At 63.4% G+C, this 24,143-nt stretch carries 19 protein-coding genes; 6 read left to right on the forward strand and 13 right to left on the reverse strand.

The window, feature by feature from the left end; translation table 11 throughout:
- Window positions 1-327: 327 nt before the first annotated feature.
- Together MC381_RS15505 and MC381_RS15510 are read left to right on the forward strand one after the other, a co-directional pair.
- Window positions 328-1,983, forward strand: a complete 1,656-nt coding sequence (locus MC381_RS15505) for a peptidoglycan DD-metalloendopeptidase family protein (RefSeq protein WP_251978664.1) — start codon at window positions 328-330, stop codon at window positions 1,981-1,983.
- 321 nt (window positions 1,984-2,304) lie between these two features.
- The gene (locus MC381_RS15510) at window positions 2,305-3,720 is read left to right on the forward strand and encodes a PhoH family protein (RefSeq protein WP_251978665.1); all 1,416 of its coding nucleotides are present in this window, start codon (window positions 2,305-2,307) and stop codon (window positions 3,718-3,720) included.
- A 101-nt stretch (window positions 3,721-3,821) separates the two neighbouring features.
- On the opposite strand, the gene MC381_RS15515 is transcribed toward MC381_RS15510, so the two are convergent.
- From MC381_RS15515 to MC381_RS15525, 3 genes are all read right to left on the reverse strand, one after another.
- Window positions 3,822-4,061, reverse strand: a complete 240-nt coding sequence (locus MC381_RS15515) for a hypothetical protein (RefSeq protein ID WP_251978666.1) — start codon at window positions 4,059-4,061, stop codon at window positions 3,822-3,824.
- Window positions 4,062-4,139: 78 nt separating this feature from the next.
- The gene (locus tag MC381_RS15520; RefSeq protein WP_251978667.1) at window positions 4,140-4,769 is read right to left on the reverse strand and encodes a DUF938 domain-containing protein; all 630 of its coding nucleotides are present in this window, start codon (window positions 4,767-4,769) and stop codon (window positions 4,140-4,142) included.
- Window positions 4,766-5,443, reverse strand: coding sequence for an alpha/beta hydrolase (locus tag MC381_RS15525; RefSeq protein WP_251978668.1), 678 nt, complete (start codon window positions 5,441-5,443; stop codon window positions 4,766-4,768). The genes MC381_RS15520 and MC381_RS15525 overlap by 4 nt, the downstream gene beginning before the upstream one ends.
- A 153-nt stretch (window positions 5,444-5,596) precedes the next feature.
- Between MC381_RS15525 and MC381_RS15530 the strand changes: the two genes are divergently transcribed.
- Window positions 5,597-7,240 (forward strand): alkaline phosphatase family protein, encoded by a 1,644-nt coding sequence (locus MC381_RS15530; protein WP_251978669.1) that lies wholly within the window; start codon window positions 5,597-5,599, stop codon window positions 7,238-7,240.
- Here MC381_RS15530 and MC381_RS15535 read toward each other — a convergent pair.
- From MC381_RS15535 to gbcB, 9 genes are all read right to left on the reverse strand, one after another.
- The gene (locus tag MC381_RS15535; protein ID WP_251978670.1) at window positions 7,200-8,198 is read right to left on the reverse strand and encodes a TerC family protein; all 999 of its coding nucleotides are present in this window, start codon (window positions 8,196-8,198) and stop codon (window positions 7,200-7,202) included. The genes MC381_RS15530 and MC381_RS15535 overlap by 41 nt on opposite strands.
- 234 nt (window positions 8,199-8,432) lie before the next feature.
- Window positions 8,433-9,317, reverse strand: a complete 885-nt coding sequence (purU, locus tag MC381_RS15540; RefSeq protein WP_251978671.1) for a formyltetrahydrofolate deformylase — start codon at window positions 9,315-9,317, stop codon at window positions 8,433-8,435.
- 45 nt (window positions 9,318-9,362) lie between these two features.
- On the reverse strand, window positions 9,363-10,040 hold the full coding sequence (locus MC381_RS15545) for a sarcosine oxidase subunit gamma (RefSeq protein WP_251978672.1): 678 nt from the start codon (window positions 10,038-10,040) through the stop codon (window positions 9,363-9,365).
- Window positions 10,033-13,074, reverse strand: a complete 3,042-nt coding sequence (locus MC381_RS15550) for a sarcosine oxidase subunit alpha family protein (RefSeq protein ID WP_251978673.1) — start codon at window positions 13,072-13,074, stop codon at window positions 10,033-10,035. The genes MC381_RS15545 and MC381_RS15550 overlap by 8 nt, the downstream gene beginning before the upstream one ends.
- Window positions 13,071-13,460, reverse strand: a complete 390-nt coding sequence (locus tag MC381_RS15555) for a sarcosine oxidase subunit delta (protein WP_251978674.1) — start codon at window positions 13,458-13,460, stop codon at window positions 13,071-13,073. Before MC381_RS15555 ends, MC381_RS15550 begins: the two co-directional genes overlap by 4 nt.
- A 12-nt stretch (window positions 13,461-13,472) precedes the next feature.
- Window positions 13,473-14,723: a sarcosine oxidase subunit beta family protein gene (locus MC381_RS15560; protein WP_251978675.1), complete on the reverse strand. Its 1,251-nt coding sequence runs from the start codon at window positions 14,721-14,723 to the stop codon at window positions 13,473-13,475.
- A gap of 379 nt (window positions 14,724-15,102) precedes the next feature.
- Window positions 15,103-15,693, reverse strand: a complete 591-nt coding sequence (locus tag MC381_RS15565) for a DNA-3-methyladenine glycosylase I (protein WP_251978676.1) — start codon at window positions 15,691-15,693, stop codon at window positions 15,103-15,105.
- A gap of 142 nt (window positions 15,694-15,835) precedes the next feature.
- A complete protein-coding gene (gene fdhA, locus MC381_RS15570; RefSeq protein ID WP_251978677.1) occupies window positions 15,836-17,029 on the reverse strand; it encodes a formaldehyde dehydrogenase, glutathione-independent in 1,194 nt (397 codons plus the stop codon).
- A 237-nt stretch (window positions 17,030-17,266) separates the two neighbouring features.
- Window positions 17,267-18,373: a glycine betaine monooxygenase reductase subunit gene (gene gbcB / locus MC381_RS15575; RefSeq protein ID WP_251978678.1), complete on the reverse strand. Its 1,107-nt coding sequence runs from the start codon at window positions 18,371-18,373 to the stop codon at window positions 17,267-17,269.
- An 86-nt stretch (window positions 18,374-18,459) separates the two neighbouring features.
- Between gbcB and MC381_RS18315 the strand changes: the two genes are divergently transcribed.
- The 3 genes from MC381_RS18315 (at window position 18,460) to MC381_RS15585 (ending at window position 21,817) form a co-directional block, all read left to right on the forward strand.
- Window positions 18,460-18,585: a hypothetical protein gene (locus MC381_RS18315; RefSeq protein WP_264297451.1), complete on the forward strand. Its 126-nt coding sequence runs from the start codon at window positions 18,460-18,462 to the stop codon at window positions 18,583-18,585.
- A 150-nt stretch (window positions 18,586-18,735) separates the two neighbouring features.
- Window positions 18,736-20,025 carry a glycine betaine monooxygenase oxygenase subunit gene (gene gbca / locus MC381_RS15580; RefSeq protein ID WP_251978679.1) on the forward strand — a complete coding sequence of 430 codons (1,290 nt, stop codon included), beginning with the start codon at window positions 18,736-18,738 and terminating at the stop codon, window positions 20,023-20,025.
- A gap of 307 nt (window positions 20,026-20,332) precedes the next feature.
- The gene (locus MC381_RS15585) at window positions 20,333-21,817 is read left to right on the forward strand and encodes a sugar porter family MFS transporter (protein WP_251978680.1); all 1,485 of its coding nucleotides are present in this window, start codon (window positions 20,333-20,335) and stop codon (window positions 21,815-21,817) included.
- A gap of 144 nt (window positions 21,818-21,961) precedes the next feature.
- On the opposite strand, the gene MC381_RS15590 is transcribed toward MC381_RS15585, so the two are convergent.
- Entirely contained in the window at window positions 21,962-24,133 is a 2,172-nt protein-coding gene (locus tag MC381_RS15590) for a TonB-dependent receptor (RefSeq protein WP_251978681.1), read from the reverse strand.
- Window positions 24,134-24,143: the final 10 nt, after the last annotated feature.

Below are 24,143 nucleotides of genomic sequence, written 5' to 3' on the forward strand. Positions count from 1 at the left end.
ATGCCTCCATTGTTGGGGATCATGCGCGTCGAAAACCGTAAACCGGTGTCGGTTACGAAACTCGTACAACGGTTTTACAGCGCGTCAATCTTGCAAAAAGTGCGACTTTTAAACGCACCATGAAGGTGCAAAAAGCCTAGCATCCGTATTGACAAGGCGCATTCTCGGCCTTTGAAAGCATCGAGGCACAAACCGGTCAGTTGCCCGGATGGCGTGCCTTTATGCACTGGATATAAACACAGACTAGGCAATTAATACTTCCTTGGGGTAAGGTTCTCGAGCCTTTCATTTACCTCTGTCATCTTTTTCTTTCGGGCCACCACTTTCATGTTGCGAATCTTCCATTCGCTGCCCCGCACGCACAAGATCCTGTTATTGCCGGTCGCCACCATGGTTACCGTGCTGGGCGCGCAAAAGATCATCGGCGTTTTCGGCGATGCCGGAGATGCTCCATCGCAGACAACCGTCGTGACCGCGACCGTTTCCCAGTCACTCGTCAATGCCGCAGCGGACAATGATCCCGCCGAGACCGGCAACCGGGTCTCACTCGATATGCCACTGGCGCAACTGCAGCCGCTGGATATCATGGACGTCGACATCATTCCCCAGGCTCGCGCCGACGAGGCGTCGGTCGAAGAGGCCGCCCCCGCCACGGCCTTTGCGGCCCCCATTAAGCCGAGCCTGAACGCCGAGGCATTGCGCCTGGCGCTGCAGATTCCCAGCCGTAGCGCCACGAATGAAGATGGCGACATCGGCGGCACCTCCTACGAGGATTGGGTGCTGGATAGCGGACTGCCGATCGACGGAGATCCTGAACTCGGCGACGAGATCGCCTCGCGCGAGAACTACGTGCCAGAGTGGCAGAGCTACACCATTCAGGGCGGCGATTCATTCGCGAGAACGGCGGAGCGCACGCTGGGACTGGATTACCCCGCGGTGATGCAGATTCTCGATACCGTGCCCGACAGCAAGGTGCTGACCCGCTGGCGCGTGGGTCGCAGTTTCGACTACCAGCTCGACGAGAACGGTCAGTTGATCGCGCTGCGTCTGATGAAGAACCCTCGCGAGGGCTACCTCATCCAGCGCGACAACGAGAGCGAAGACTTCGCCTACTCGCCCATCGAACGGACCGGCGAGGCAACGCAGCGCGTCTTCAGCGGCACGGTCAATGGCTCCTTCGCGCTGTCTGCCCAATCGACCGGGTTGTCGAATGCGGAAGTAGCCGAGCTGACGCAGCTCCTCTCCAAGAAGCTCGATTTCCGTCGCAATGCTCGTGCCGGCGACCACTTCCAGGTCGTCGTCGAGTCCGACATGATCGACGGCCAGTCGATGGACTCGAAGATTCTCGCGGCGCAATACGAAGGTCAGCGAATGGACCTGACGGTCGTACGCAATAGCGCCGACGACCACTTCTATACGCCCGACGGCAACAGCCTAGATCCGGCCTTCAATCGCTACCCGTTCGAGGGTCACTATCGGATCAGCTCGTCGTTCAACCTGCGTCGTCACCATCCGGTGACCGGTCGTATCAGTCCGCACAAGGGCACCGACTTCGCGATGCGCACCGGCACGCCGATCGATGCCCCGGCCGACGGCGTGGTCGAGCGTGTGGTCAACCATCCGCTCGCCGGCCGCTATATCGTGATTCGTCACCCCAACGGCTACGTGACTCGCTACCTGCATCTGAGCCGATCGCTGGTCAGCCCCGGCGACCACGTCACGATGGGGCAGGAAATCGCCCTGTCCGGCAGTACCGGGCGAGTGACCGGCCCGCACCTGCACTACGAGGTCCTGGTCAACAACCACCAGGTCGACGCCATGCGCGTCAAGCTGCCGGAATCGCAGAGCCTGACCGGGGAAGCGCTCGCCGCTTTCCAGCGAGAGTCCGAAGAGTTGCTTGCCAAGCTCGATACCCGTGGCGGCAACGAACCGGCGATCGCACGCACCGACAGCAACGAGCGTAACGACGACGATAACTCCTGAGCGGCATCACTCCGGCGTCCCCGAAAAGCCCCGCCCTGGCGGGGCTTTTTCGTGCCCGGCTCCCGTAGCGCTCGTGCCTGGCACGCGCGCCTGCCTCTTGCCGTGCGCAATATTTAGGGTCATCGGCACATCAAGGGGGTAGCGTTTTCGCGCCGACAGGATCATTCTGAAGATCATTCCTACCATCAGGGAGGTGACGCCGACACCGCCTACACGTTCGACACGCAACGTGGCGCTGATGGAGTGAGGCCCGCGACATCGATCTGTCACGGCGCTCTGTCAGGGTCGAGTAGCCTTGAACTCACAGGAGTGCTTTTGCCGATGGTGCGAATCGACAAGAAAGCGAACAGGCTCTACGTACTGGACACCAACGTCCTGATCCACGACCCCGCAGCCCTCTATCAATTCGACGAGCATGACGTCGTGATCCCCATGACCGTGCTCGAGGAACTGGACAAGCACAAGAACGGCATGCGCGAGATCGCGCGAACCGCGCGCCAGATCAGCCGCACCCTTTCCGACCTGACCACCAACGTTACCCCCGAAGAGATCCAGCAAGGCATTCCCATCCCGCGTGTCGACGGCGGCCAGGCCGGTCGGCTCCGCTTCCTCTGCTATCGCGACCTGAGCGTACCGGAATCGCTCGAACAGTCACCGGACAACCGCATTCTGACCGAGACCTGTCGTCTGCGCGATGAGCGCCGCGACGCCTCGGTCATCCTGGTCACCAAGGACATCAATCTGCGCGTCAAGGCCGCCGCGCTCGAGGTACCGGTCGAGGATTACCTTAACGACCGGGTCTTCGACGATCGCGATGCCATGATCGAAGGCGCCCGCATCTACACCGGCGCGGGCCGCGACGGTCACAGCCTGTGGGAATCGCTCGACGTCGACGTCATGGTCGAACGCAGCGACGGCCAGACGCTCTACCATCTGGAAGGACAGATACCCCAGGAGTGGCACCTCGGCATGCTGGTCTCCGATAGCGAGAACGGCGCCGAGTTCGAGGCCATCGTGCGTAGCCACGGACCGAACCGGGCCACGCTTCAACTGCTCACCAACTATCGGCATCACGATGGCGTCTGGGGCGTTCACGCTCACGACAGTCGCCAGAATTTCGCACTCAATCTGCTGATGGACCCGGAGATAGACATCCTCACCATCGCCGGCAGCGCCGGCACGGGCAAGACCTTCATGACGCTGGCGGCGGCCTTCCAGCAGACGCTGGACGGCAAGCGATTCGAGCGCATCGTGTTTACCCGGGCACCGGTCCCCATGGGCGAGGACATCGGCTTCCTGCCCGGTACCGAGGAGGAGAAGATGTCGCCGTGGATGGGCGCCTTCCACGACAACATGGACAACTTGCTGCGCGACGAACGGGAGGGTTCGTCGAGCTGGAACGACGGCGCCACGCGCCAGCTGATCGGCTCACGCGTGCAGATCCGCTCACCGACTTTCATGCGCGGGCGGACGCTCAACGATACGCTGCTGATCATCGACGAAGCGCAGAATTTCACGCCCAAGCAGCTCAAGTCGTTGATCACCCGGGCCGGGCGCAACACCAAGATCATCTGTCTAGGCAACGTGGGGCAGATCGATACCCCCTATCTCACCGCCAACACCTGCGGCATGGCGGCCGTGGTGGAGCGGTTCCGCAACTGGCCCCACGCCGGCCATATTACTCTCAAGAGCGTCGAGCGCTCGCGATTGGCGCTTGCCGCCGAGGAGCTGCTCTAGCGGATCGACTCGCGATTGCACTATCGACATCCACATACGCAACGGCAAATGCCCCGGCCTATCGGCCGGGGCATTGGTTTCAGCCAGAAATCACCGCCCGTTCAAACGTCGTCATCCGTGGGTCGTTTGTTATTCTTGACGTCCTCGATCAGTTGCTCCGCCTCACTACGCGGTGTCTCGGCGAGAATCTGCTCGGCATCCGCCCAACTGCACACTTCCGTATTGCAGGAGGCACAGAAAACGCCGTCGTCGGCGTTCTTCTCCTGGGAAACCTTCATCATGTGATTGCCGCAGTTAGGGCAACTCTTGGGCATGCGAAATTCTTCGGAAAAATCAGACACGGCGTTACTCCTTGTCGGCCGTCGGGAATGGTCAGTGGTGTTATCGCTCAGTGTAGCTGAGTTGACGAGCCCTGCCGCTCAGCCGCGACGCCAGACCACGCAGAGATTGTTGGCCGGCAAGGCGTGAATCTGTTCGCGATCCAGATCATTGGCCACCGCCAATGCCTCGATTCGCTCCAGATCGCGGATGCCCCAGCCGGGATCACGCGCACGCAGATCGGCATCGAACTGCGCATTGCTTGCAGCCGTGTGCTGACCGCCGCGCTTGAAAGGTCCGTAGACCACAAGCTTGCCACCGCGTGGTAGCGCACGGCCGGCCTCGGCAAACAGTGCCTCGCTGGCCGACCAGGGCGAGATATGCAGCAGGTTGATACAGACCACCGCGGCGAGGTTGTCGATGGCGGGCCAGCGGCCGGTCACGTCGAGCGCCAACGGGGCCCGCAGATTGGCCAGCCCCGCCTCTTTTCGCCACGCTGCGATCGACTGACGAGCCAACTCGCTGGGATCGCTCGGCTGCCATTCGAGCCGTGATAGCGCGGCGGCGAAGTGAATGGCGTGTTCGCCACTGCCGCTGGCGATCTCGAGCACCGTCCCCGTCGGCGGCAGCGCCGCCTCGAGTATCTCCAGAATGGGCTGGCGATTGCGTCGAGCCGCGGGACTCGAGAGTCGCTGATCGGCGCCGCCGTCGATATCGTCCATACTGTTCATGGCTCGCCCGGGCCTTCCAGATGGCGCGCCAGCCAGGCCGAGATATCCGCAGCCTGCTCGGGGCAGAGACTGTGCCCCATGTCGTAAGTGCGGTAGTTGACCGGATAACCGAAGGCTTCGGCACGCGAGGCACCCTCACGCCCCAGCGCCTCGGGCACCACCGGGTCCTGCGTACCGTGGTGAACTTCGATCGGTAGCTGCCGGTTGGCCTCGGCCAGCACAATGTCCTCGGCGGTGGCGAAATAGGTCGACAGCGCCAGTAGTCCGGCAAGGGGACGCTCACAGGAGAGTGCCGCCTCGTAAGCCACCGCCCCGCCCTGGGAAAAACCGGCTATCACGATCCGGCGGCTGTCGATGCCGGCCGCGACTTGCGCCTCGACCAGCGCCTGTACCCGACGCGCCGACGCGCGCAGCTGGGCCTCATCGACCCGCCGCGAAAGATTGGCCTCGAGAATGTCGTACCAGGCCGGCATTGTCATGCCGCCATTGATCGTCACCGGCAGCTTGGGCGCATGCGGCAGCACGAAGCGCACGCCGAGCGCCTCCGGCAGGTTCAAGGCCGGCACCAGCGGCTCGAAATCGTGACCATCCGCGCCCAGACCGTGAAGCAGAATGACGCAGGCTTTCGCCTCGCCACTGGCGGGCTCGATGATCAGTTCTTCCTGTGAAGACATGGCAATGGGCTCCTGAGGGAATAGGCCGGACCAAGATCCGTGACTGACGCATAGTCTAACGCGGCATCCCGGACGATGCCCGCTGGCACCAAGATCATGGCGCCTCGCGGTGCTATGCTGAGGCGATTTCACGCAATGGCTCAAGGACGAGACATGATCGCTTCACCCCCGCGAGCCTGGTACTGGCGCTTGCTGCTGGCCTTCCTGCTGCTCGACGTCCTGCTGCTCTCGCCGGAGTTTGTCTGGGCAGGTTTTCCGCCCCACCACTGGGTTGCCCTGGAAGCCTCGTTGACCCTGGGCGTGCTGGCCATGCTGCCGCCCTTTCGGGGGCATCGAGCGCTCACCGGCGCCGTCTCCCTGTTCGCGGTCATCCTGGTTCTCTGCGCCATCGGCGATGCCTTGATGCAGCGAATGCAGGGGCGTTCGCTCAATCTCTATACCGATCTCGGGCTGTTGCCGATCCTGATCGAGCTGCTGGTCGCCAATCTCGGGCTCACGTTGACGATCGTCGGACTGGTGGCACTGGGGCTTGCGCTGCTGACGACCGCGCAAGCGCTGAACTCACTGCTGCGCGACGTGCATCGTCGCGCGGTTCCCTGGCCGGTGGGTGTGCTGCTGGCCCTACTCAGCGCCGCTGGCATCGCTCGTCTGGAAGCGGTTCCCGGCGGCAGTGATGGCTGGGCCGACCGGTTCGGCCAACCGGCGGTCGGTTTCGTGGCTTTCGAGTGGGACCGCGCGCTGGAGACGCGGCGCGCCCTTGCCAGCTTCGGTAGGCTGCTCGAGAACGCCCCCGTCGACAGCCGTCCCCTGCCCGGACTGGCGAACCGCGACGTGATCGTCGGCTTCATCGAATCCTACGGCGTCGCCGCAATCGAACGCGCCCCTTTCGCCGCCGAGATCCGCCCGCGACTCGACACGCTCGCGCAGCAACTCTCGGACGCCGGCATGTCGGTGGTCACCGGTCGCATCACCGCCGCTACTCTGGGCGGTCAGTCATGGCTCAACCATGCCACCTTTTTGAGCGGCCTGCCGGTCACTTCCCAACTGCGCTTCGAGCTGATGCTCGATAGCCGGCGCTCGACCCTGATCGACGACTTCGAGGCGACCGGCCACATCACCACCGCTATCATGCCCGGGATTCTGCGCGACTGGCCGGAGGGCCGACGCTACGGCTATGACGAGATTCGTACCGCCGACCGCATGCACTATCGCGGCCCTCGACTTGGCTGGGCCAGCATGCCCGACCAGTTCACCTGGCAACGCGTGCAGGACTACGCCCTCGCCGCCCACGACCGGCCGACCTTTACCGAACTGGCGACGCTCTCCAGTCACGCGCCCTGGTCCCCGGTTATCGAGCTGATCGACGCCGACACGCCGCTGGACGACGGCGCGGCCTTCGAGCGCTGGCGCGGTGTCGGCGACGACTACGCCTCGCTCTGGCAGAACGCACAGGCGATGCGTGATAACTACGCACCGGCCATCGACTATGCCCTGCAGGCCGCCGGCGCTTTCGCGACCGCGCATGTCGACGCACAGACCCTGCTGATGGTGCTCGGCGACCACCAGGCGGCCCCCGCCATCGTCGGCGACAATCCGGGGCGCGACGTCCCTCTGCACGTCATCAGCGGCGATCCGACACTACTCGAAGGCTTTCGAGACGCCGGCTTTCGGCCCGGCATGATCCCTCCCGGGCCGAAACAGGCGATGCCCATGGCCGACCTGCGCGGCCTGCTGCATCGCCTCTACGGCAACGCCGCTAGCGGGACTCGGAAGGCTGCTGCAGCCGACGACTCTTGATCAGACTGGCCACCGTGGTCACGACCAGCGTACCCAGGATGATCGTCATCGATAGCCAGATCGGAATCTCCGGCACCAGATGCAGCGGCTGACCACCGTTGATGAACGGCAGGCTGTTGGTGTGCATCGCTTCAATGATCAGCTTGACGCCGATGAAGGCGAGAATGAAGGAGAGTCCGAGACTCAGGTAGACCAGCCGCGACAGCAGTCCGCCGAGCAGGAAATAGAGCTGCAGCAGCCCCAGCAGCGCGAAGGCGTTGGTGGTAAAGACAATATAGGGCTCCTTGGTCAACCCGTAGATCGCCGGGATGGAGTCGAGCGCGAACAGCACGTCGGTCATGCCGAGCGCGACCACGACCATGAGCAGCGGCGTCGCCAGTCGCTTGCCATTCTGGACGGTGAACAACCGATCCCGATCGAACTCGTCGGTGGCCGGCAGCCGCCGCTGAATCCAGCGCACCATGGCGTTGGGCTCGTACTCCTCGGTCTCGTCATGCCCTCCGGTGCCTTCACGGACCAGCTGGATCGCGGTGTAGAGCAGAAACAACCCGAACAGATAGAACACCCAGCTGAACTGGGCGATGGCGGCGGCGCCGACGGCGATGAACAGACCCCGCAGGATCAGCGCGATCACGATCCCGATCAGCAGCGCTTTCTGCTGATAGGCTCGCGGCACCGCAAACTTGGCCATGATGATCAGGAAGACGAAGAGGTTATCGACCGACAGGCTCTTCTCGGTGATGAAGCCCGCGAAGTACTCGGCGCCGTGTTGTGCGCCCCAGACCCACCAGAGCCCCGCCCCGAAGACCAGCGCAATGGCGATGAAGAAGACCGACCACCAGGCCGCTTCCTTGAAGGTCGGATCGTGCGGCTTGCGCACGTGAGCGAAAAAGTCGAAGACAAACAGGGCGGCAATGCCAGCGACAGTCGCTAGCCAGACCCAGATAGGGACATGCATGGGGAAACCTCCGGTAGACGGTGAACGTCACCGAAAGTCTCTCCCATCGCTCCGTTGACGAAGCGACCCATGACGCCGGGGCATATGGCCCGTGCTGACGACGTCACGGTCGAGGCGATTTCGAGAACCGGCTCGCGGGATACTCCCCTTCCGTGCTGCGCGCATTGTGGCGTGATGCCAGCCGCGAAGCAAGCACTCGCCAGCCGGCGTCACCCGATACGCGTAAAGCCTTTCTTACCCCGAGAGCACCACGGTCCGACCGGCGTGCAAGAAGACCCGCTTTTGCTGGTGATAGCGCACCGCGCGCGCCAGCGTCAGACACTCGATATCGCGCCCCCTGGCAACCAGATCCTCGGGGTAGTGCGCATGATCCACCGCTTCCACGCCCTGAGCGATAATCGGCCCCTCGTCGAGGTCGTCGTTGATGTAATGCGCTGTCGCGCCGACCAGCTTGACGCCCTTCTCGTAGGCCTGGTGATAAGGCTTGGCGCCCTTGAAGCCCGGCAGCAGCGAGTGATGGATATTGATCGCGCGTCCGGCAAAGTCGTGACACAGCTGCGGAGAGAGCACCTGCATGTAACGCGCCAGGATCACCAGCTCAGCGCCGCTCTCTTCCACCACCTGCCTGACGGCCGCTTCCTGCTGCGGCTTGGTTTCCGCCGTGATCGGCAGATAGTGATATGGCAGGCCATGCCAGCTCGCCAGCGGCTCCAGATCGGGGTGGTTGGAGACGATGGCGCGGACATCGATCGCCAGCTGTCCGGTACGGTAACGGTAGAGCAGGTCGTTGAGGCAGTGATCCGCCTTGGAGACCATGATCACGACCGGCAGGCGCGTCCCGGGAGCCATCAACTCGAAGGTCATGCCAAACTCGGCCGCGCGAGCCTCGAAGTGCTCGCGGAAAGCCGCTTCGGTGAAGTCGCCCAGCTCGGGGCGAAAGGCGGCCCGGATGAAGAAACGCCCACCGCGATAATCGTCGAAGGAGTGCAGCTCCGTGATGTAACAGCTCTGCTCCTTCAGAAAGCGCGTGACGACATCCACCGTGCCCAACCGGCTCGGGCACTGGGCAGCCAGAATCCAGCTGTCGTTATCGGGGTGCCTGTTGTTATCAGTTTGCATGGAGGCTCCAGCCAGGAGAGCCACCGCCGCAGCGGTGGCGGGCGATCATCGGGAAGAGGGAGATTCGACACGTAAACCGTATTCACGCCCGGCATCCAGCAGCCAGCGAACGCAGTAGTCGGCGAAGCTGCGCCTGATGACGAGTTCGAAACCGGTCTCGTTTGGCCGGCGCAGGACCACGCTGGTCTTGGCGAACACGGTGCCGACCGCCTTGCCCACCGGCAGACCGTGGCTGTGCACATCGTAGGTCACCGACTTCATCAGCAGCTCGCGAGCCTTGTCGCCGGAGAGCTCGACCAGAGTCTGGCCACCGCTGACGTTGACGATGGCGAAGTGCGCATCACCCAGATGCTCGCGCAGGCGGTTCTCCAGCTCGAACTCCTCGCCACCGGGAACGATCACCAACCACTCGTCGGGCGACAGCCACTGCACCGAACGGCTGCCGTCGGCATCGACGTTGAGCCCCAGCGGCTTGCCCGGCAGGCTGATGCCCAGCTCGGCGCGCACCGCTTCGTCGAGCGTGATGGCACCACCACGCAGAATCAGATGACCGAGAAAGGGGCGTTCGACGACCTTCACGTCACCGTCATGCCCGGCCACGTCGTCGACAAGGCCGCGCTCGCGACTCCAGTGCAGCGGCGATTCGGCAGCGATCACCTCGCTCGGATGCGTATCGAAAACGGCGACGTTACCGCCATTGGCTTCGAAATGGGCTTCAGACATTCTGACGCTCCCCCTTGGGATCAACGAATACGGTACTCACCACTTCGGCCTCGTGCGTGGTGCCATCGGCCATGGGCAGATAGACGGTCTCGCCCATGCGGTCGCGCCCGCCCTTGAGCACCGCCAGCGCGAAGCCGCTCTTCAACACCGGGCTGTAGTAGCTGGATGTGACGTGACCCATCATGGTCATCGGGATCGCCTCGGCGGGATCGAGAACGATCTGTGCGCCCTCCTCCAGCACCACCTTGGGGTCCTTCGGCTTGAGACCGACCAGCTGCTTGCGGTCCGTGCGCGCGGTGTCCGGACGAGTCAGCGCGCGCTTGCCGATCCAGGAGAATGGCTTGTCGTAACCGACGGCCCAGTGCATGCCGAGGTCTTCCGGCGTCACCGAGCCATCAGTGTCCTGACCGGCGATGATCAGGCCCTTTTCGGCGCGCAGCACGTGCATGGTTTCGGTGCCGTAGGGCGTCAGTTCATACTTCTCGCCATGGGCGAACAGCGTCTTCCAGACATGCAGCGCGTAATTGGCCTGGACGTTGATCTCGAAAGCCAGCTCCCCGGTGAAGGAGATACGGAAGACCCGCGCCGGCACGCCCGCCACGTTGCCTTGCTTCCAGTCCATGAACTTGAACTGCTCGCGATCCAGATCGATGTCGGTGACTTCCGACATCAGCTTGCGCGCCTCCGGGCCGGTGACGGTCATCGTGGCCCAGTGATCGGTCACCGAGTTGAAGTAGACCTGCAGCTCCGGCCATTCGGTCTGATGCCAGAGTTCCAGCCACTCCAGCACGGTCGCCGCCCCGCCCGTGGTCGTGGTCATCAGGAAGTGGTTGTCGCCGAGACAGCTGGTGGTCCCGTCGTCCATCAGCATGCCGTCGTCCTTGCACATCAGCCCGTAGCGCACGCGGCCCGGCGCCAGCTTGGCCCACTTGTTGGTGTAGACGCGGCCAAGGAATTCACGCGCGTCCGGACCCTGGATATCGATCTTGCCGAGCGTCGACGCGTCGAGGATGCCGACCTTCTCGCGGACCGCCAGGCACTCTCGCGCCACGGCGTCGTGCAGGCTCTCTGTCTTGCCGCCGGTTTTGCGGGGGTAGTACCACGGACGCTTCCACTGCCCGACATCCTCGAACTCGGCGCCATTCTCCACGTGCCACTGATGCAGCGCGGTATAGCGCTCGGGATCGAACAGCTCGCCGCAGTGACGGCCGACGATCGCCCCGAAGCTGACCGGCGTGTAGTTGGGCCGGAAGACGGTCGTGCCTACATCCGGGATGGCGCGATGCAGGCAGCGTGCCGCGATAGCCATACCGTTGATATTACCCAGCTTGCCCTGATCGGTGCCGAAGCCGAGCGCCGTATAGCGCTTGACGTGCTCGATCGACTCGAAGCCTTCACGGGTCGCGAGCTCCACCGCCGCGGCGGTGACATCGTTCTGCAGATCGACGAACTGCTTGGGAGCGCGCAGCGTGGTTTTCTCGTGCGGCACCTGATAGAGCGCGCTGGCCGGACTCTCGTGGCGCGCCTCGACGCTCGGCAGAGTGATCGCTTCGGCCTGTGCGAAGCCCGCCGCTCGCGCCGCCTCGGCGCCGGCACGGCCGCCGTCGGCCAACGTTTCGCCCAAGGCGTAGACGCCCTGAACGCCGCCGGCAAAGTGCATGCTCTTGACCTCGCCAGGCACGAATCCGAGCAGGTCGTCGCGCCACTGCGGGCGTTTGCCGGTGTGCGAAGCCAGGTGCACGACGGGGCTGTAGCCGCCGGAACTGGCGATGGTATCGCAGGCCAGCGTCTCGACCTTGCCGGTGACCACAAAGCGTTCGGTATCGATCGCCACGACCCGGGCACCGGTGACGCGCTGGCTGCCGCTCGCCTCCATCACCGCACTGCCGGTCACGACGCGAATACCGCTATCGCGGACCTGCTTCACCAGATCGCCGTCCGGGTTGGCGCGGGAATCGACCACGGCGACCACCTCGCGGCCAGCCTCTTTCCAGTCCAGTGCCGCCCGGTAGGCATGATCGTTGTTAGTGCTCAGCACCAGCTTCTGGCCAGGAGCCACGCCATAGCGGCGAAGGTAGACGGAGATCGCACCGGCGACCATGTTGCCGGGCACATCATTGTTGGCGTAGACCAGCGGACGTTCGTGGCTGCCGCTCGCCAGCACCACACGTTCGGCACGCACGCGATGCAGGCGCGAGCGCACCTCGCCGTCGCGCCCTGCCGCCGCCGCCGTGTCGGCCAGGTGCTCGGTACGTCGTTCGTGCAGGGTGACGAAGTTATGATCGTGGTAGCCGTTGGCCGTGGTGCGCGGTAGCAGCGTGACGTTGTCCATGCCGGCCAGCTCGGCGACCGTCTGCTCGGCCCAGGCCGCCGCCGGCGCGTCATCGATCGACTCGCGGCTGTCCAGCAGCGAGCCTCCCATCTCCTCCTGCTCGTCGCACAGGATCACGCGAGCCCCGGCACGCGCGGCCGAAAGCGCCGCCGTCAGTCCGGCGGGGCCGGCGCCGATCACCAGAACGTCGCAGTGCTGGTTGAGATGATCGTAGATATCCGGATCGGCCTCGGCGGGCGAACGCCCGAGACCGGCGCCCTTGCGGATCCACTTTTCGTAGGTCATCCACATCGAGGCCGGCGCCATGAAGGTCTTGTAATAGAAGCCCGGCGGCATCAGGTGACCGCCCAGACGCCCGACCCAGCTCATCACATCGCGCTGCACACTGGGCCAGCCGTTGGTGCTGCGCGCCACCAGACCATCGTAGAGGGCCTGCTGCGTCGCCCGAACGTTGGGCACCTGCGCGGCTTCGCTGGCACCGAGCTGCATGATCGCGTTCGGTTCCTCGGGGCCAGCGGCGGTAATCCCCCGCGGACGCGAGTACTTGAAGCTGCGGTTGACGATATCCACACCGTTGGCCAGCAGCGCCGAGGCCAGCGTATCGCCGGCAAAGCCCGTGTACTGCTGACCATTGAACGTGAACGACAGCCGCCGCGAACGGTCGAGCCGACCACCCTGATTGAGACGGTTGGGCTGGGTCATGACGACGTCTCCTCGTTGAGCGTGCTGTTTTCAGGCTGTGCGCCGACGGTCTGCCAGCCGCCATCGGCGGTCTGTACCCCTTGTTCGCGGCGCACGCGGGCCGTCTCGGCCGTGATCGTCGGCTGCTCGCCCATGGGATAGGTCTCGAGAATCTCGTAGGTCGTGGTATCGCGCGTGATATTGAAGAACTTGCGACAGCCGAGTCGGTGCACCCACATCTCGTGGTGAATCCCGCGCGGGTTGTCGCGGAAGAACAGATAGTCGCCCCACGCTTCATCGCTCACGCTTTCCGGATCGGTCGGACGCACCAGATGCGCCTGACCGCTGGGATGGAACTCCTCTTCCTCGCGGCGCTCGTCGCAGTACGGGCAGAAGATATAGAACATGATGGTCTCTCCTCAGTGTGCGACGCCGGCGGCGCCATGCTCGTCGATCAGTGCGCCGGTATGGAATCGGTCGATCGAGAAGGGAGCAGCGATCGGATGCATCTCGCCTTTCGCCAGGCTGGCAGCGAAAACGTGCCCGGAGCCCGGCGTGGCCTTGAAGCCGCCGGTGCCCCAACCACAGTTGAAATAGAGCCCCTTGACCTTCGTCTTGGAGAGGATCGGACAGGCATCCGGACAGGTATCGACGATGCCACCCCACTGCCGGTTCATGCGCACTCGCGAGAACATCGGGAACATCTCGACGATCGCCTGCAGCGTGTGCTCCACCGTGGGGAAGCTGCCACGCTGCCCATAACCGAGATAGCCATCGATCCCGGCGCCGATCACCAGATCGCCCTTGTCCGACTGGCTGGCATAGCCATGGACATGGTTGGACATGGTCACGGTGTTGAGAATGGGCTTGAGCGGCTCGGAGACCAGCGCCTGTAGGGGATGCGACTCCAGCGGCAGCTTCAGCCCGGCCATGTTGGCCAGCACGCCGGAATTGCCCGCCGCCACGCAACCCACCGTCTGCGCCTCGATATCGCCGCGATTGGTGTGCACACCGTAGATCTGGCCGTCGCGGATCTTGAAGCCGGTCACCTCGGTATTCTGCAGCAGATCGACACCCAGCGAGTCAGCGCCACGTGCGAAGCCCCAGGCCACCGCGTCATGCCGGGCGACACCGGCGCTCTGCTGCCAGGAAGCGCCCATGATCGGGTAGCGTGCGCGCTTCGACGTATCCAGCGCCGGCTCGATCTCCTTGATCTGCTCGGGCGTCACCACTTCGCTGTCGATACCGTTAAGGCGGTTGGCATTGACCCGGCGCTGCACGTCGCGCATGTCCTGCAGGGTGTGGGCGAGGTTGAGCACGCCACGCTGCGAGAACATCACGTTGTAGTTGAGATCCTGCGACAGCCCCTTCCACAGATCGAGCGAGTGGTTGTAGAGCCGCCCCGCTTCGTCCCACAGATAGTTGGAGCGCACGATCGTCGTGTTGCGCGCGGTATTGCCGCCACCCAGCCACCCTTTTTCGATCACCGCGACATTGGTGATGCCGAACTCTTTCGCCAGATACCAGGCGGTAGCCAGACCGTGGCCACCACCGCCGACGATGATGACGTCGTAACGCTTCTTGGGTGTGGGATTGCGCCAGTGGCGCTGCCAGTTCTCATGGTGACTCAGCGCGTGCTTGACCAGGCTGAAACCGGAATAGCGTTGCATATACCCTCTCTGTGCCACGGCAGCGGCGGTCGGCGAAACGGTGATTTTCGGCGATGGTATCGCCCGCCCCGGGGGGCATGATGTTCGGCGACGTCACGCTCGGACGTGTTTGCGACATCGCTGTAGAAATCGCGACACGAGAGTCATGGAGGGCGTCGAGAGATCGCTAGGCAGCCGGGCGCGGTGGACGGCCCGAGGCGTCGGGCACGCCGACGCGGCGATAGCCGCACGACGAGACAATCGCCACCTTTGAGAAGCAAGCGATAAGAAGCGCGCCCCGGCCGGCTAGGAAAGACGCCGAGGAGACAAAGAGGCGAGAGGCGAAAAACCGAGAAACGGCAGGAATCATGGCCCCGTGCGGCACGTCACCATGCAGGTTTCAGCCCAGGCGGGCCACTGGCTGGCGCCGGTGACAGCTCGGCTCGTGATCGTTGACCATGCCGACCGCCTGCATCCAGGCATAGACGATGACCGGTCCGGCGAACTTGAAGCCGCGACGCTTGAGCGCCTTGGATATCTCGACGGAGAGCGGTGTCTGCGTGGGGACGGGGCCGTCGTTGTCGAAGTCGCGCTGGATCGGCTGCCCACCGACCATCCCCCACAGGAAGCCGGAGAAATCCTCCCCGTTGTCGCGCATGCGAAGATAAGCGCGAGCGTTGCCGATCGTCGCCTCGATCTTGGCCCGCGAGCGAATGATGCCGGCGTTGCCCATCAGCCGCTCGACATCATGATCGTCATACCGGGCAATGCGCTCGGGGTCGAAGCCCTCGAAGGCCTCACGAAAGGCGTCGCGTTTCTTGAGGATGGTCAACCAGGAGAGTCCCGCCTGGAAGCCGTCGAGAATCAGCTTTTCCCACAGCGCCCGGCTGTCGTACTCCGGTACGCCCCACTCCGCATCATGGTAGTCGGCATTCAACCAGTGGGTACGCGCCCAGGCGCAGCGTGGCAGGTCGTCGAGCGATTCGGACATGGTCGGCACTCATGAAGGGCAAGCGTCCGATTCTCGCCGACATTCGCCCGCGTTGCCAAACGGCCTGCCAGAATTCAAACGGCCTGCCAGAAGTCAAACGACAGCCGGCGACGCCATGAGACGTCGCCAGTATCACCCTGAATTACTTGAGCGTCCCGTGCGGGTCGATGACGAACTTCTGCGCCGCCCCACCGTCGAACGCGGCATAGCCCTGCGGCGCCTCGTCCAGCGAGATCGTCTGCACGTTGACCGCCTTGCCGATCTGCACGCGATCGTGAAGGATCGCCTGCATCAGCTGACGCTGATAGCGCATCGCCGGCGTCTGTCCGGTGTGGAACGACATCGCCTTGGCCCAGCCAAGCCCGAACTTCATCGCGATGCTGCCGTGCTTGGCCTCTTCGCTCTCGGCGCCCGGATCCTCGGTGACGTAGAGCCCGGGAATGCCCACGCTGCCCCCCGCCTGCGTGATCTCCATCGCGGCATTGAGGACCGTCGCCGGCTGCTCATGGGCATGGTTGTGGCCGTGGCAGTTGGCTTCGAAGCCAACGGCGTCGACCGCACAGTCTACCTCCGGCACGCCGAGCACGGACTCGATCAGGTCGGACATGGTGGCATCCTGCTTGAGGTCCAGCCCTTCACAGCCGAAGCTTCTGGCCTGGTCGAGTCGCTTGTCGTTCATGTCGCCGACGATCACGCAGGCCGCCCCCAGCAGCTGAGCGGAGACCGCGGCGGCCAGACCGACCGGACCGGCACCGGCGATATAGACCGTGGAGCCTGGCTGGACGCCGGCCGTGACGCAGCCGTGGAACCCGGTCGGGAAGATGTCGGACAGCATGGTGAGATCGAGAATCTTCTCGAGCGCCTGCTCCTTGTCCGGGAAGACCAGCAGCTGGAAGTCCGCGTACGGCACCATCACATACTCGGCCTGGCCACCGACCCAGCCGCCCATATCGACATAGCCGTAGGCGCCACCGGGGCGCTCTTCGTTGACGTTGAGACAGATATGCGTGTCACCGCGCTTGCAGTTACGGCAGCGGCCGCAGGCAACGTTGAACGGCACGGAGACGATGTCGCCCTTCTTGATGAACTCCACGTCGCGGCCGCACTCGATCACCTCGCCGGTAATCTCGTGGCCGAGCACCAGCCCCTCCGGCGCCGTGGTGCGTCCGCGCACCATGTGCTGGTCGCTGCCGCAGATATTCGTGGTCAGAATCTTGAGGATGACGCCGTGCTGACACTGACGGCTGCCCAGGGCCAGCTCGGGGAACGGGATGCTTTCAACGGCAACCTTGCCGGCACCGCGAAAGACGACGCCGCGATTGGCGGGTGAAGACATGGCGTGAACTCCATTACAGGGTAGTTGGCGCGCCGACGCTCTGCGTCGTCGGTACCCGCTCAGCCTAGGGGAGCCACCCTGCCACGCTCTTGTCCGCCGACGTCACCGGGTGGCGCCGTGACGACAGTCCGCCGGTCCAAAGGTCGTAGACGCGCCCACGAAAACACACCGGCCCTCTCGCCTGGAGGCGGGAGGACCGGCAATCGAGCGACCTCGGGGGTTCACGAGCAGCGACGTTCAGAAATCGATAACCACCTTGCCCTTGGGCTTCGAGCAGCAGGAAAGAATGTAGCCCTCGGCCTCGTCCTCCTCCGTGATCCCGCCGTTGTGCTCCATCTCGACCTCGCCTTCGGTCTTGAGCACGCGACAGGTGCCGCAGATGCCCATGCCGCAGGCCTTGGGAATATGCAGTCCGAGCTTGGCCGCTGCCGCGTGGATGGTCTCGTTCTCGCTGATGCGAATGCTCTTGCCGCTGCCGGAAAACTCGACCGGCAGCAGGTCTGCCATATCGACCTCTTCGGCCTGGGCCTCGGCCTGCTCGGCGAGTTCGATGACGTCTTCCTGCACATCCAGCGGCGTCGCCCCGAACGACTCCTGATGGTAGTGCGACATGTCGAAGCCATCCTCGAGCAACACCTGGCGCACCGCCTTCATGAACGGCGCCGGCCCGCAGCAGAACACCTCGCGCTCCAGGTAGTCCGGCGCCATCAGAGACAGCATCTGACGCGTCAGGTAGCCGCGGAACCCCGACCACGCCTGGCTAAGCTCATCGCTGCGCTCGCACACGATATGCAGACGAAACTCCGGCAGGCGCGAGAACATATGCACCAGCTCGCGATGGTAGATGATGTCGTTCGGCGCCTGGGAGCAGTGTACGAACTCCAGATCGACCGCCGCGTTGGTATCGAAGAACCAGCGCGTCATCGACATCAGCGGCGTGATGCCGACCCCGCCGGAGAGCAGCAGCACCTTTTCGGCCGGATGGTCGATGGCGTTGAAGTCGCCGACCGGCCCGTGCACCACCATCTCGTCACCGATCTTGAGATTGTCGTGGAGCCAATTGGAGACCTGACCGCCCGGTAACCGCTTGACGGTGATCGAGAAGCTGTAGGGAATCGAGGGCGAACTCGAGATCGTATAGGAGCGCATCACCTGCTGACCGCCGATCTCCAGCTCCAGGGTGACGAACTGGCCCGGCTTGAAGAAGAACATCACCGGCTGATCGGCCATGAAGCAGAATGTCCGCACGTTCCAGGTTTCCTGGATCACCTTGACGCAGCGGACCTGATGGCGACCGTTGGTCCAGGTTTGCGTATTGACCGGATTGAAAAATTGCATCGTCATCGCGCTCGATCAGGGGAAACAGCCAGGGAGACGTCGCCACACCCTACATGCTTCCAGTGGATTACCCGTATGAGCGGATTCTGGGCATGGCACTCGCCGACGACTTTCCCCGTAGCGACACGGGCATGCCAGCCACCCCCAACCTCACCGTCGATGCGACATTCGTCGTGCTCACCGGGCCCGTAAAAAAATCCGGGCTCGGTCGCCCCTGATTCGACGAATGTCGCGAGTGAACAATTTCATTGCCATCGCCTGAGCGACACTCCGCCAAAAGCATGCCATTGCAGATGCCAAACAATATTCACTCGGTCGATCCCGTCGCTGCGCTCGGGAAAGACCCTACCCTGATGAGGATGCGACCCATGTCACCACTTCCACGCGATGGCCTGGAGGATAGCCTGGCCGAAACCCGCGTTGCCGTTGCCGAAATGCTGGATCAGCGGGCCCCGGCGTTTTCCCTGCCCCAGCCGTTCTACAACGACCAGCGACTGTTCCAGCTGGACATGCAGGAAGTGTTCGAGAAGCAGTGGCTGTTCGCCGGCATGAGCTGCGAGATCCCGGCCAAGGGCAACTACTTCAAGGTCGAGATCGGCAGTAACTCGATCATCGTGATCCGTGGCGCCGAAAACCAGATTCACGCCTTTCACAACGTCTGTCGTCACCGCGGCTCCCGTCTCTGCCTGAAGGACAAGGGCAAGGTGGCGAAACTCGTCTGCCCTTATCACCAGTGGACCTACGAACTCGACGGCCGTCTCCTGTTCGCCGGCAGCGACATGGGCGACGACTTCGATCTCGGCAGCTACGGCCTCAAGCCGGTCGCGGTCAAGAGCGCCGGCGGCTTCGTGTTCGTCAACCTCAGCGACGAGCCGGAGCCGATCGACGACTTCCTCGTCTCGCTGGAGCACTACCTGGCACCCTACGAGATGGACAACGTCAAGGTCGCGGTGGAGTCCAACATCGTCGAGCGGGCCAACTGGAAGCTGGTGATTGAGAACAACCGTGAGTGCTACCACTGCAGCGGCTCGCATCCAGAGCTGCTCAACTCGCTGATCGAGTTCGACGACACCGACGACCCGCGCTCCACCGGTGAGTATCGCGACCTGGTCGCCCGGAAGCAGGCCGACTGGACCGCCTGCGAAGTTCCCTGGCAGCTCGCCCGCTTCGGCAAGCGCAACCGCCTGACGCGGACCCCGCTGATCGACGGCATCGTCTCCATGACCCTGGACGGCAAGCCCGGCTGCAACAAGCTGATGGGCCGCATTCCCGACCCGGACATGGGCTCGCTGCGCATCCTCCACCTGCCGAACTCCTGGAATCACTTCATGGGAGACCATGCCGTGGTCTTCCGGGTGCTGCCGCTCGGCCCACAGGAGACGCTAGTCACCACCAAGTGGCTGGTGCACAAGGATGCAGTCGAGGGCGTCGACTACGATCCGGCACGCCTGCGCCAGGTGTGGGATGCCACCAACGACCAGGACCGGCGACTGGCCGAGGAGAACCAGCTCGGCATCAACTCCACCGCCTACCAGCCGGGGCCCTACTCCAAGACCTACGAGTTCGGCGTCATCGACTTCATCGACTGGTACACCGAGACCCTGCGCGCCAATCTTGGCGTCGACTCGCCGGCCTCGCTGCAGATTGCGGCCACCTGATCGTGTGAACCTCACTCGCTCGCCGGCGCCTGATCAAGGCGCCGGCGAGCAGCCCTGAATGTTGTCCTGACGCTTATCGGCGCTTCCCAGCCGGTCCTCTCCCGCCCGTTTCTCGCCTCGCGCCCCAAAACGGTTACGCACCACCGCACACGCTTTTCAGCATCCCCGTGAAAGACATCCCCTTGAAAACATAACGACTTTTCCCTATTTCAATTCGAGACATCAAAGAGTTTCGACTAAAGTCTTGGGTGCCGGCGACAGGAGGTCGTCGGGCGGGATTCACGCGTTCAAGGAAGACGTTGACATCATGAAGGAACAAACCTCGGCGGGCCTGGGATACATCCTGGCCATCTGCCTCGTTGCCGCGCTTGGCGGCATCCTCTTCGGCTACGACACCGCCGTCATTTCCGGCGCGATCGATTCCATTACCGAACACTTCGGCCTGTCACCGACGATGAAGGGGTGGGCCGTCTCCAGCGTCGTGATCGGCAGCATCTTCGGCGCCCTGGGGGCCGGCTGGCTGGCCAACGTCCTCGGCCGCAAGCTGACCATGATGACCGCCGCCCTGCTGTTCCTGATCTCGGCGCTCGGTTCGGCACTGGCACCAAGCTTCTGGGTCTACATCGTCCTGCGCGTCGTCGGCGGCGTGGCCGTCGGCATCGCCAGCGTCGTCTCACCCATGTACATGGGCGAACTGGCGCCACAGCACTGGCGCGGGCGCACGCTCAGCATGTTCCAGCAGTCGCTGGTGGTGGGCCAGACGATCGTTTTCTTCGTCAACTACTTCATCGCTCGCGATGCGGCGAGCGAGTGGCTGACCGACTACGGCTGGCGCTGGATGCTGGGCTCGGAGATGATTCCCGCGCTGCTGTTTGGCCTGCTGCTGCTGCTGGTTCCCGAGTCGCCGCGCTGGTGCATCATGCATGGGCAGACCGACCGGGCCCGGCGCATCCTGAAGCGCTTCACCGCCGGCGAGGAGATCGACCGTATGGTCGAGGAAGTGCGCGACTCGCTGGATGGCGGCCGCTCCTCCGGCCGCCGCGCGATGAACCGCCAGCGCCGCGACGAGCGCCGCAGCTCGCGCAGCGCCATCCGCCGCCCGATCATGATGGGCATTGCACTCGTCGGCATCTTTCTCTCGGCCGCGCAGCAGTTCTCGGGCATCAACGTGGTGATGTACTACGCGCCGACGGTGCTCTCCGGCGTCACCGACAGCACCGGCAGTGCCCTGCTGCAGACAGGCTACGTGGGGCTGGTCTTCATTCTCGGCAACGCGCTGGGCATGTATCTGATCGACCGCGCCGGTCGCGTGCGGCTGCTCTCCATCGGCTCGATCGCCTGTATCGCCAGCATGGCGGTACTGGGCGCGATCTTCTGGTTCGACGTGCAGGGTTATACAGCCATGATCGCGATCATGGTCTATGTGGTCGGCTATGCCATCTCCTGGGGCTGCTGCAGCTGGGCGCTGCTCTCCGAGATCTTCCCCAACTCGATCCGCGATGCCGGCATGGCGATGGCCATGGGTGCCCAGTGGACCGCCGGCTTTATCGTCGCCCAGACCTTCCCCATGATGCGCGGCAGCGATTGGCTCAATAATGTCTTCAACGGCGCCTTCCCGTTCTGGCTCTTCGGTGCAATCACACTGGGCAGTCTGTTGATCGTCTGGCGCTTCGTCCCGGAAACCAAGGGCGTGCCGCTCGAGTCGATGGAGTCGCTGATGCGCGAGAAATTCAAGCGCGGCCGCGTCAAGAGCGTCGATGGCTACCGGAAGGGTGGCACCGCCGCCGCGTGATACGCGGCGGTTCCTGCTAGCGATCGGTATATATTCCAACTCGGACGTTCAAGACCATCACATCGACTATGAAAAAGGGCGCCCCCTCGCGGGAGCGCCCTTTTCTCGTTCATGCCCGGCTGCTTGCCCGGCAGCAACCTGGGATCAGAACTCGACCGTCGCCGAGAGCTTGAACGTCCGCGGCTCGCCCTGAATCAGATAACCGGCAAATGCCGTGGAGGCCCCCGCCCAATAATCTTCATCAGTGACGTTGTCGATGCCGGCACGCCACACCCAGTCCGCGCCACCGATCGGCATGGTGTAACGCATACCCAGATCGAGACGAGTCCAAGGGTCCAGCTCCAGATTGTTGGCGGTGTCCGCATACTGCGACCCTGTACGGACAACGCGCCCGGTGGCGGTCAGACGATCAACGTGCGGAATATCCCACTCGCTACCTAGCACAAAGCGATATTCGGGCACGCCGGTCGCATCGTTACCCTCGGTGCCATCCCGCGTTTTGGTCAGCTCCGCATCGATCCAAGTGGCGCTACTGAACAGACGCAGGCCATCAACGGGTTCACCGTACAGGCTCAGCTCGACACCGCGGTTGCGCTGCTCGTTATCCAGCTTGCCGACACCATCGACGACGGCGGCCGTCGGGAGTTCGATCTGGAACAGGCTGATACCGCCGCCTACGTTGCCGTAGTCAAACTTCGTGCCGACTTCGTATTGCTCAGCATGAGCGATCCCCAGATGCTGGCCATAGTTCGATGCCGTGGTATCGGTAACCGTGCCACCGTCCTGCAGGGCTTCGACGTAATTGGCGTAGAGCGAGATGTTCGGATTGGCCTTGAAGACGACCCCGACCGCCGGCGTGACGCGGCGATCCGCATAACGATTGTCTTCGTCACCGTCAGGACGCTCGTCGATTTCCAGTTCCTGGTAACGAGCCCCTAACGTCAGCAGCAACCGATCGTCCAGAAAACCAAGCGTATCGCTCAACGTGACACCCTGGGAACGGGTTCGCGTCACGCTGCCGCCGACTCCGGGCTCCCCCTCTGGTCGGGATAGATCCTGCGGATCGTAGATATTGGTCGTGCCGGCCGCCAGAAACCCCCACTCCGTATCAAACTTGCGATAGGCACTGGAGTACCCAAACGTGATGTCGTGGCTCACCGGCCCGGTAAGGACATAGCCACGGATACCCGCCTGACTGGCAAAGTTGTCGATATGGTTGCCAGTCTCGAAATCGTTGACGCTGGCATTACCATCGTCATCGGTCAGGCTCGGGTTGGCCGATACGATGCCTTCGATAGTCCGGTTGCCGCCGACAGCGGCGAAAGCGGTCCAGTCATCGTTGAGATCGTATTCTCCCCGCACCATGCCGAAGTTGGTTTCCAGCTCGGTGCCGCCAAAGGAGGGCGTGTAGTTAGAATCCGAGTCAGGTTCCGAAGGGACTTCCGTCGCCGCCCCGGTGTAGATGCTCGAGCGCCCCCCCTCCAGCGTCATCTTCTGATGACCAAAATCGAACAGGACCCGCCCACGATCGCCTCGGTAATCCAAGCCGACGACGACCGAGGTATCGCGCTGACTTTCGTCATTGATCGCGGTGTCACCGCGGCCACGGACAGCGCTGACACGAGCCCCCCACTGCTTCTGATCGCCGAAACGGCGACTGGCATCCACGCCCACTTCACCATAGCTGTCGGAACGGTAGCCGCTGGAGAGCTTGAGCATCGGCTCGTCGCCTGCGTGCTTGGGTTCGATATTGATCGTGCCGCCAATGCCACCGCTGCCGCCAATAGGAATACCTGAGGTAAAAGCGCTGGCCCCCTTGAAGACTTCGACCCGCTCGGCGAGATCGCTGTTGATAATCTGGCGCGGCAGCACGCCGTAGAGACCGCCGTAGGCGACATCGTCACCCGTCAGGTTAAAGCCGCGTACTTTGAAGGCTTCGCCATAAATACCATAACCCTGCCCAACAGAGACGGACGCATCGTTCTGCAGCGTATCGCCTAACGTCTGCGACTGCTGATTCTCGATCAGTTTGCTGGTGTAGCTGGTGACATTGAACGGGATGTCCATCGCATCCTTTTCGCCCAGCAACCCGACACGGCCACCTGCCGCCACCTGCCCCCCGGCAAACGCCGGTGGCGGCGTGTCGCCGTAGGTGGGCACAGCCGCTGTCACGGTAACCGTATCCAGCGACTCTGATCCGTCGTCGGCGCTTTGGGCCCAGGCGACGGACGCTAGCGGCGCGGTGCCGATGAGTACGAAGGTCAGCAGACGAAAGGTCCGACGCTGACCTTCGAAAGACGAGTTCCCTGAAGTCATGAGAATGAAC

Origin of the sequence: Salinicola avicenniae, from assembly GCF_023736115.1 — a bacterium.
Taxonomy (GTDB): domain Bacteria; phylum Pseudomonadota; class Gammaproteobacteria; order Pseudomonadales; family Halomonadaceae; genus Salinicola; species Salinicola avicenniae.

Coding starts and splice junctions, on each gene's coding strand:
- MC381_RS15505 (WP_251978664.1), top strand. CDS start 328: ATGTTGCGAATCTTCCATTCGCTGCCCCGCACGCACAAGATCCTGTTA.
- MC381_RS15510 (WP_251978665.1), top strand. CDS start 2,305: ATGGTGCGAATCGACAAGAAAGCGAACAGGCTCTACGTACTGGACACC.
- MC381_RS15520 (WP_251978667.1), bottom strand. CDS start 4,769: ATGAACAGTATGGACGATATCGACGGCGGCGCCGATCAGCGACTCTCG.
- MC381_RS15525 (WP_251978668.1), bottom strand. CDS start 5,443: ATGTCTTCACAGGAAGAACTGATCATCGAGCCCGCCAGTGGCGAGGCG.
- MC381_RS15530 (WP_251978669.1), top strand. CDS start 5,597: ATGATCGCTTCACCCCCGCGAGCCTGGTACTGGCGCTTGCTGCTGGCC.
- MC381_RS15535 (WP_251978670.1), bottom strand. CDS start 8,198: ATGCATGTCCCTATCTGGGTCTGGCTAGCGACTGTCGCTGGCATTGCC.
- purU (WP_251978671.1), bottom strand. CDS start 9,317: ATGCAAACTGATAACAACAGGCACCCCGATAACGACAGCTGGATTCTG.
- MC381_RS15545 (WP_251978672.1), bottom strand. CDS start 10,040: ATGTCTGAAGCCCATTTCGAAGCCAATGGCGGTAACGTCGCCGTTTTC.
- MC381_RS15550 (WP_251978673.1), bottom strand. CDS start 13,074: ATGACCCAGCCCAACCGTCTCAATCAGGGTGGTCGGCTCGACCGTTCG.
- MC381_RS15555 (WP_251978674.1), bottom strand. CDS start 13,460: ATGTTCTATATCTTCTGCCCGTACTGCGACGAGCGCCGCGAGGAAGAG.
- MC381_RS15560 (WP_251978675.1), bottom strand. CDS start 14,723: ATGCAACGCTATTCCGGTTTCAGCCTGGTCAAGCACGCGCTGAGTCAC.
- MC381_RS15565 (WP_251978676.1), bottom strand. CDS start 15,693: ATGTCCGAATCGCTCGACGACCTGCCACGCTGCGCCTGGGCGCGTACC.
- fdhA (WP_251978677.1), bottom strand. CDS start 17,029: ATGTCTTCACCCGCCAATCGCGGCGTCGTCTTTCGCGGTGCCGGCAAG.
- gbcB (WP_251978678.1), bottom strand. CDS start 18,373: ATGACGATGCAATTTTTCAATCCGGTCAATACGCAAACCTGGACCAAC.
- MC381_RS18315 (WP_264297451.1), top strand. CDS start 18,460: ATGGCACTCGCCGACGACTTTCCCCGTAGCGACACGGGCATGCCAGCC.
- gbca (WP_251978679.1), top strand. CDS start 18,736: ATGTCACCACTTCCACGCGATGGCCTGGAGGATAGCCTGGCCGAAACC.
- MC381_RS15585 (WP_251978680.1), top strand. CDS start 20,333: ATGAAGGAACAAACCTCGGCGGGCCTGGGATACATCCTGGCCATCTGC.
- MC381_RS15590 (WP_251978681.1), bottom strand. CDS start 24,133: ATGACTTCAGGGAACTCGTCTTTCGAAGGTCAGCGTCGGACCTTTCGT.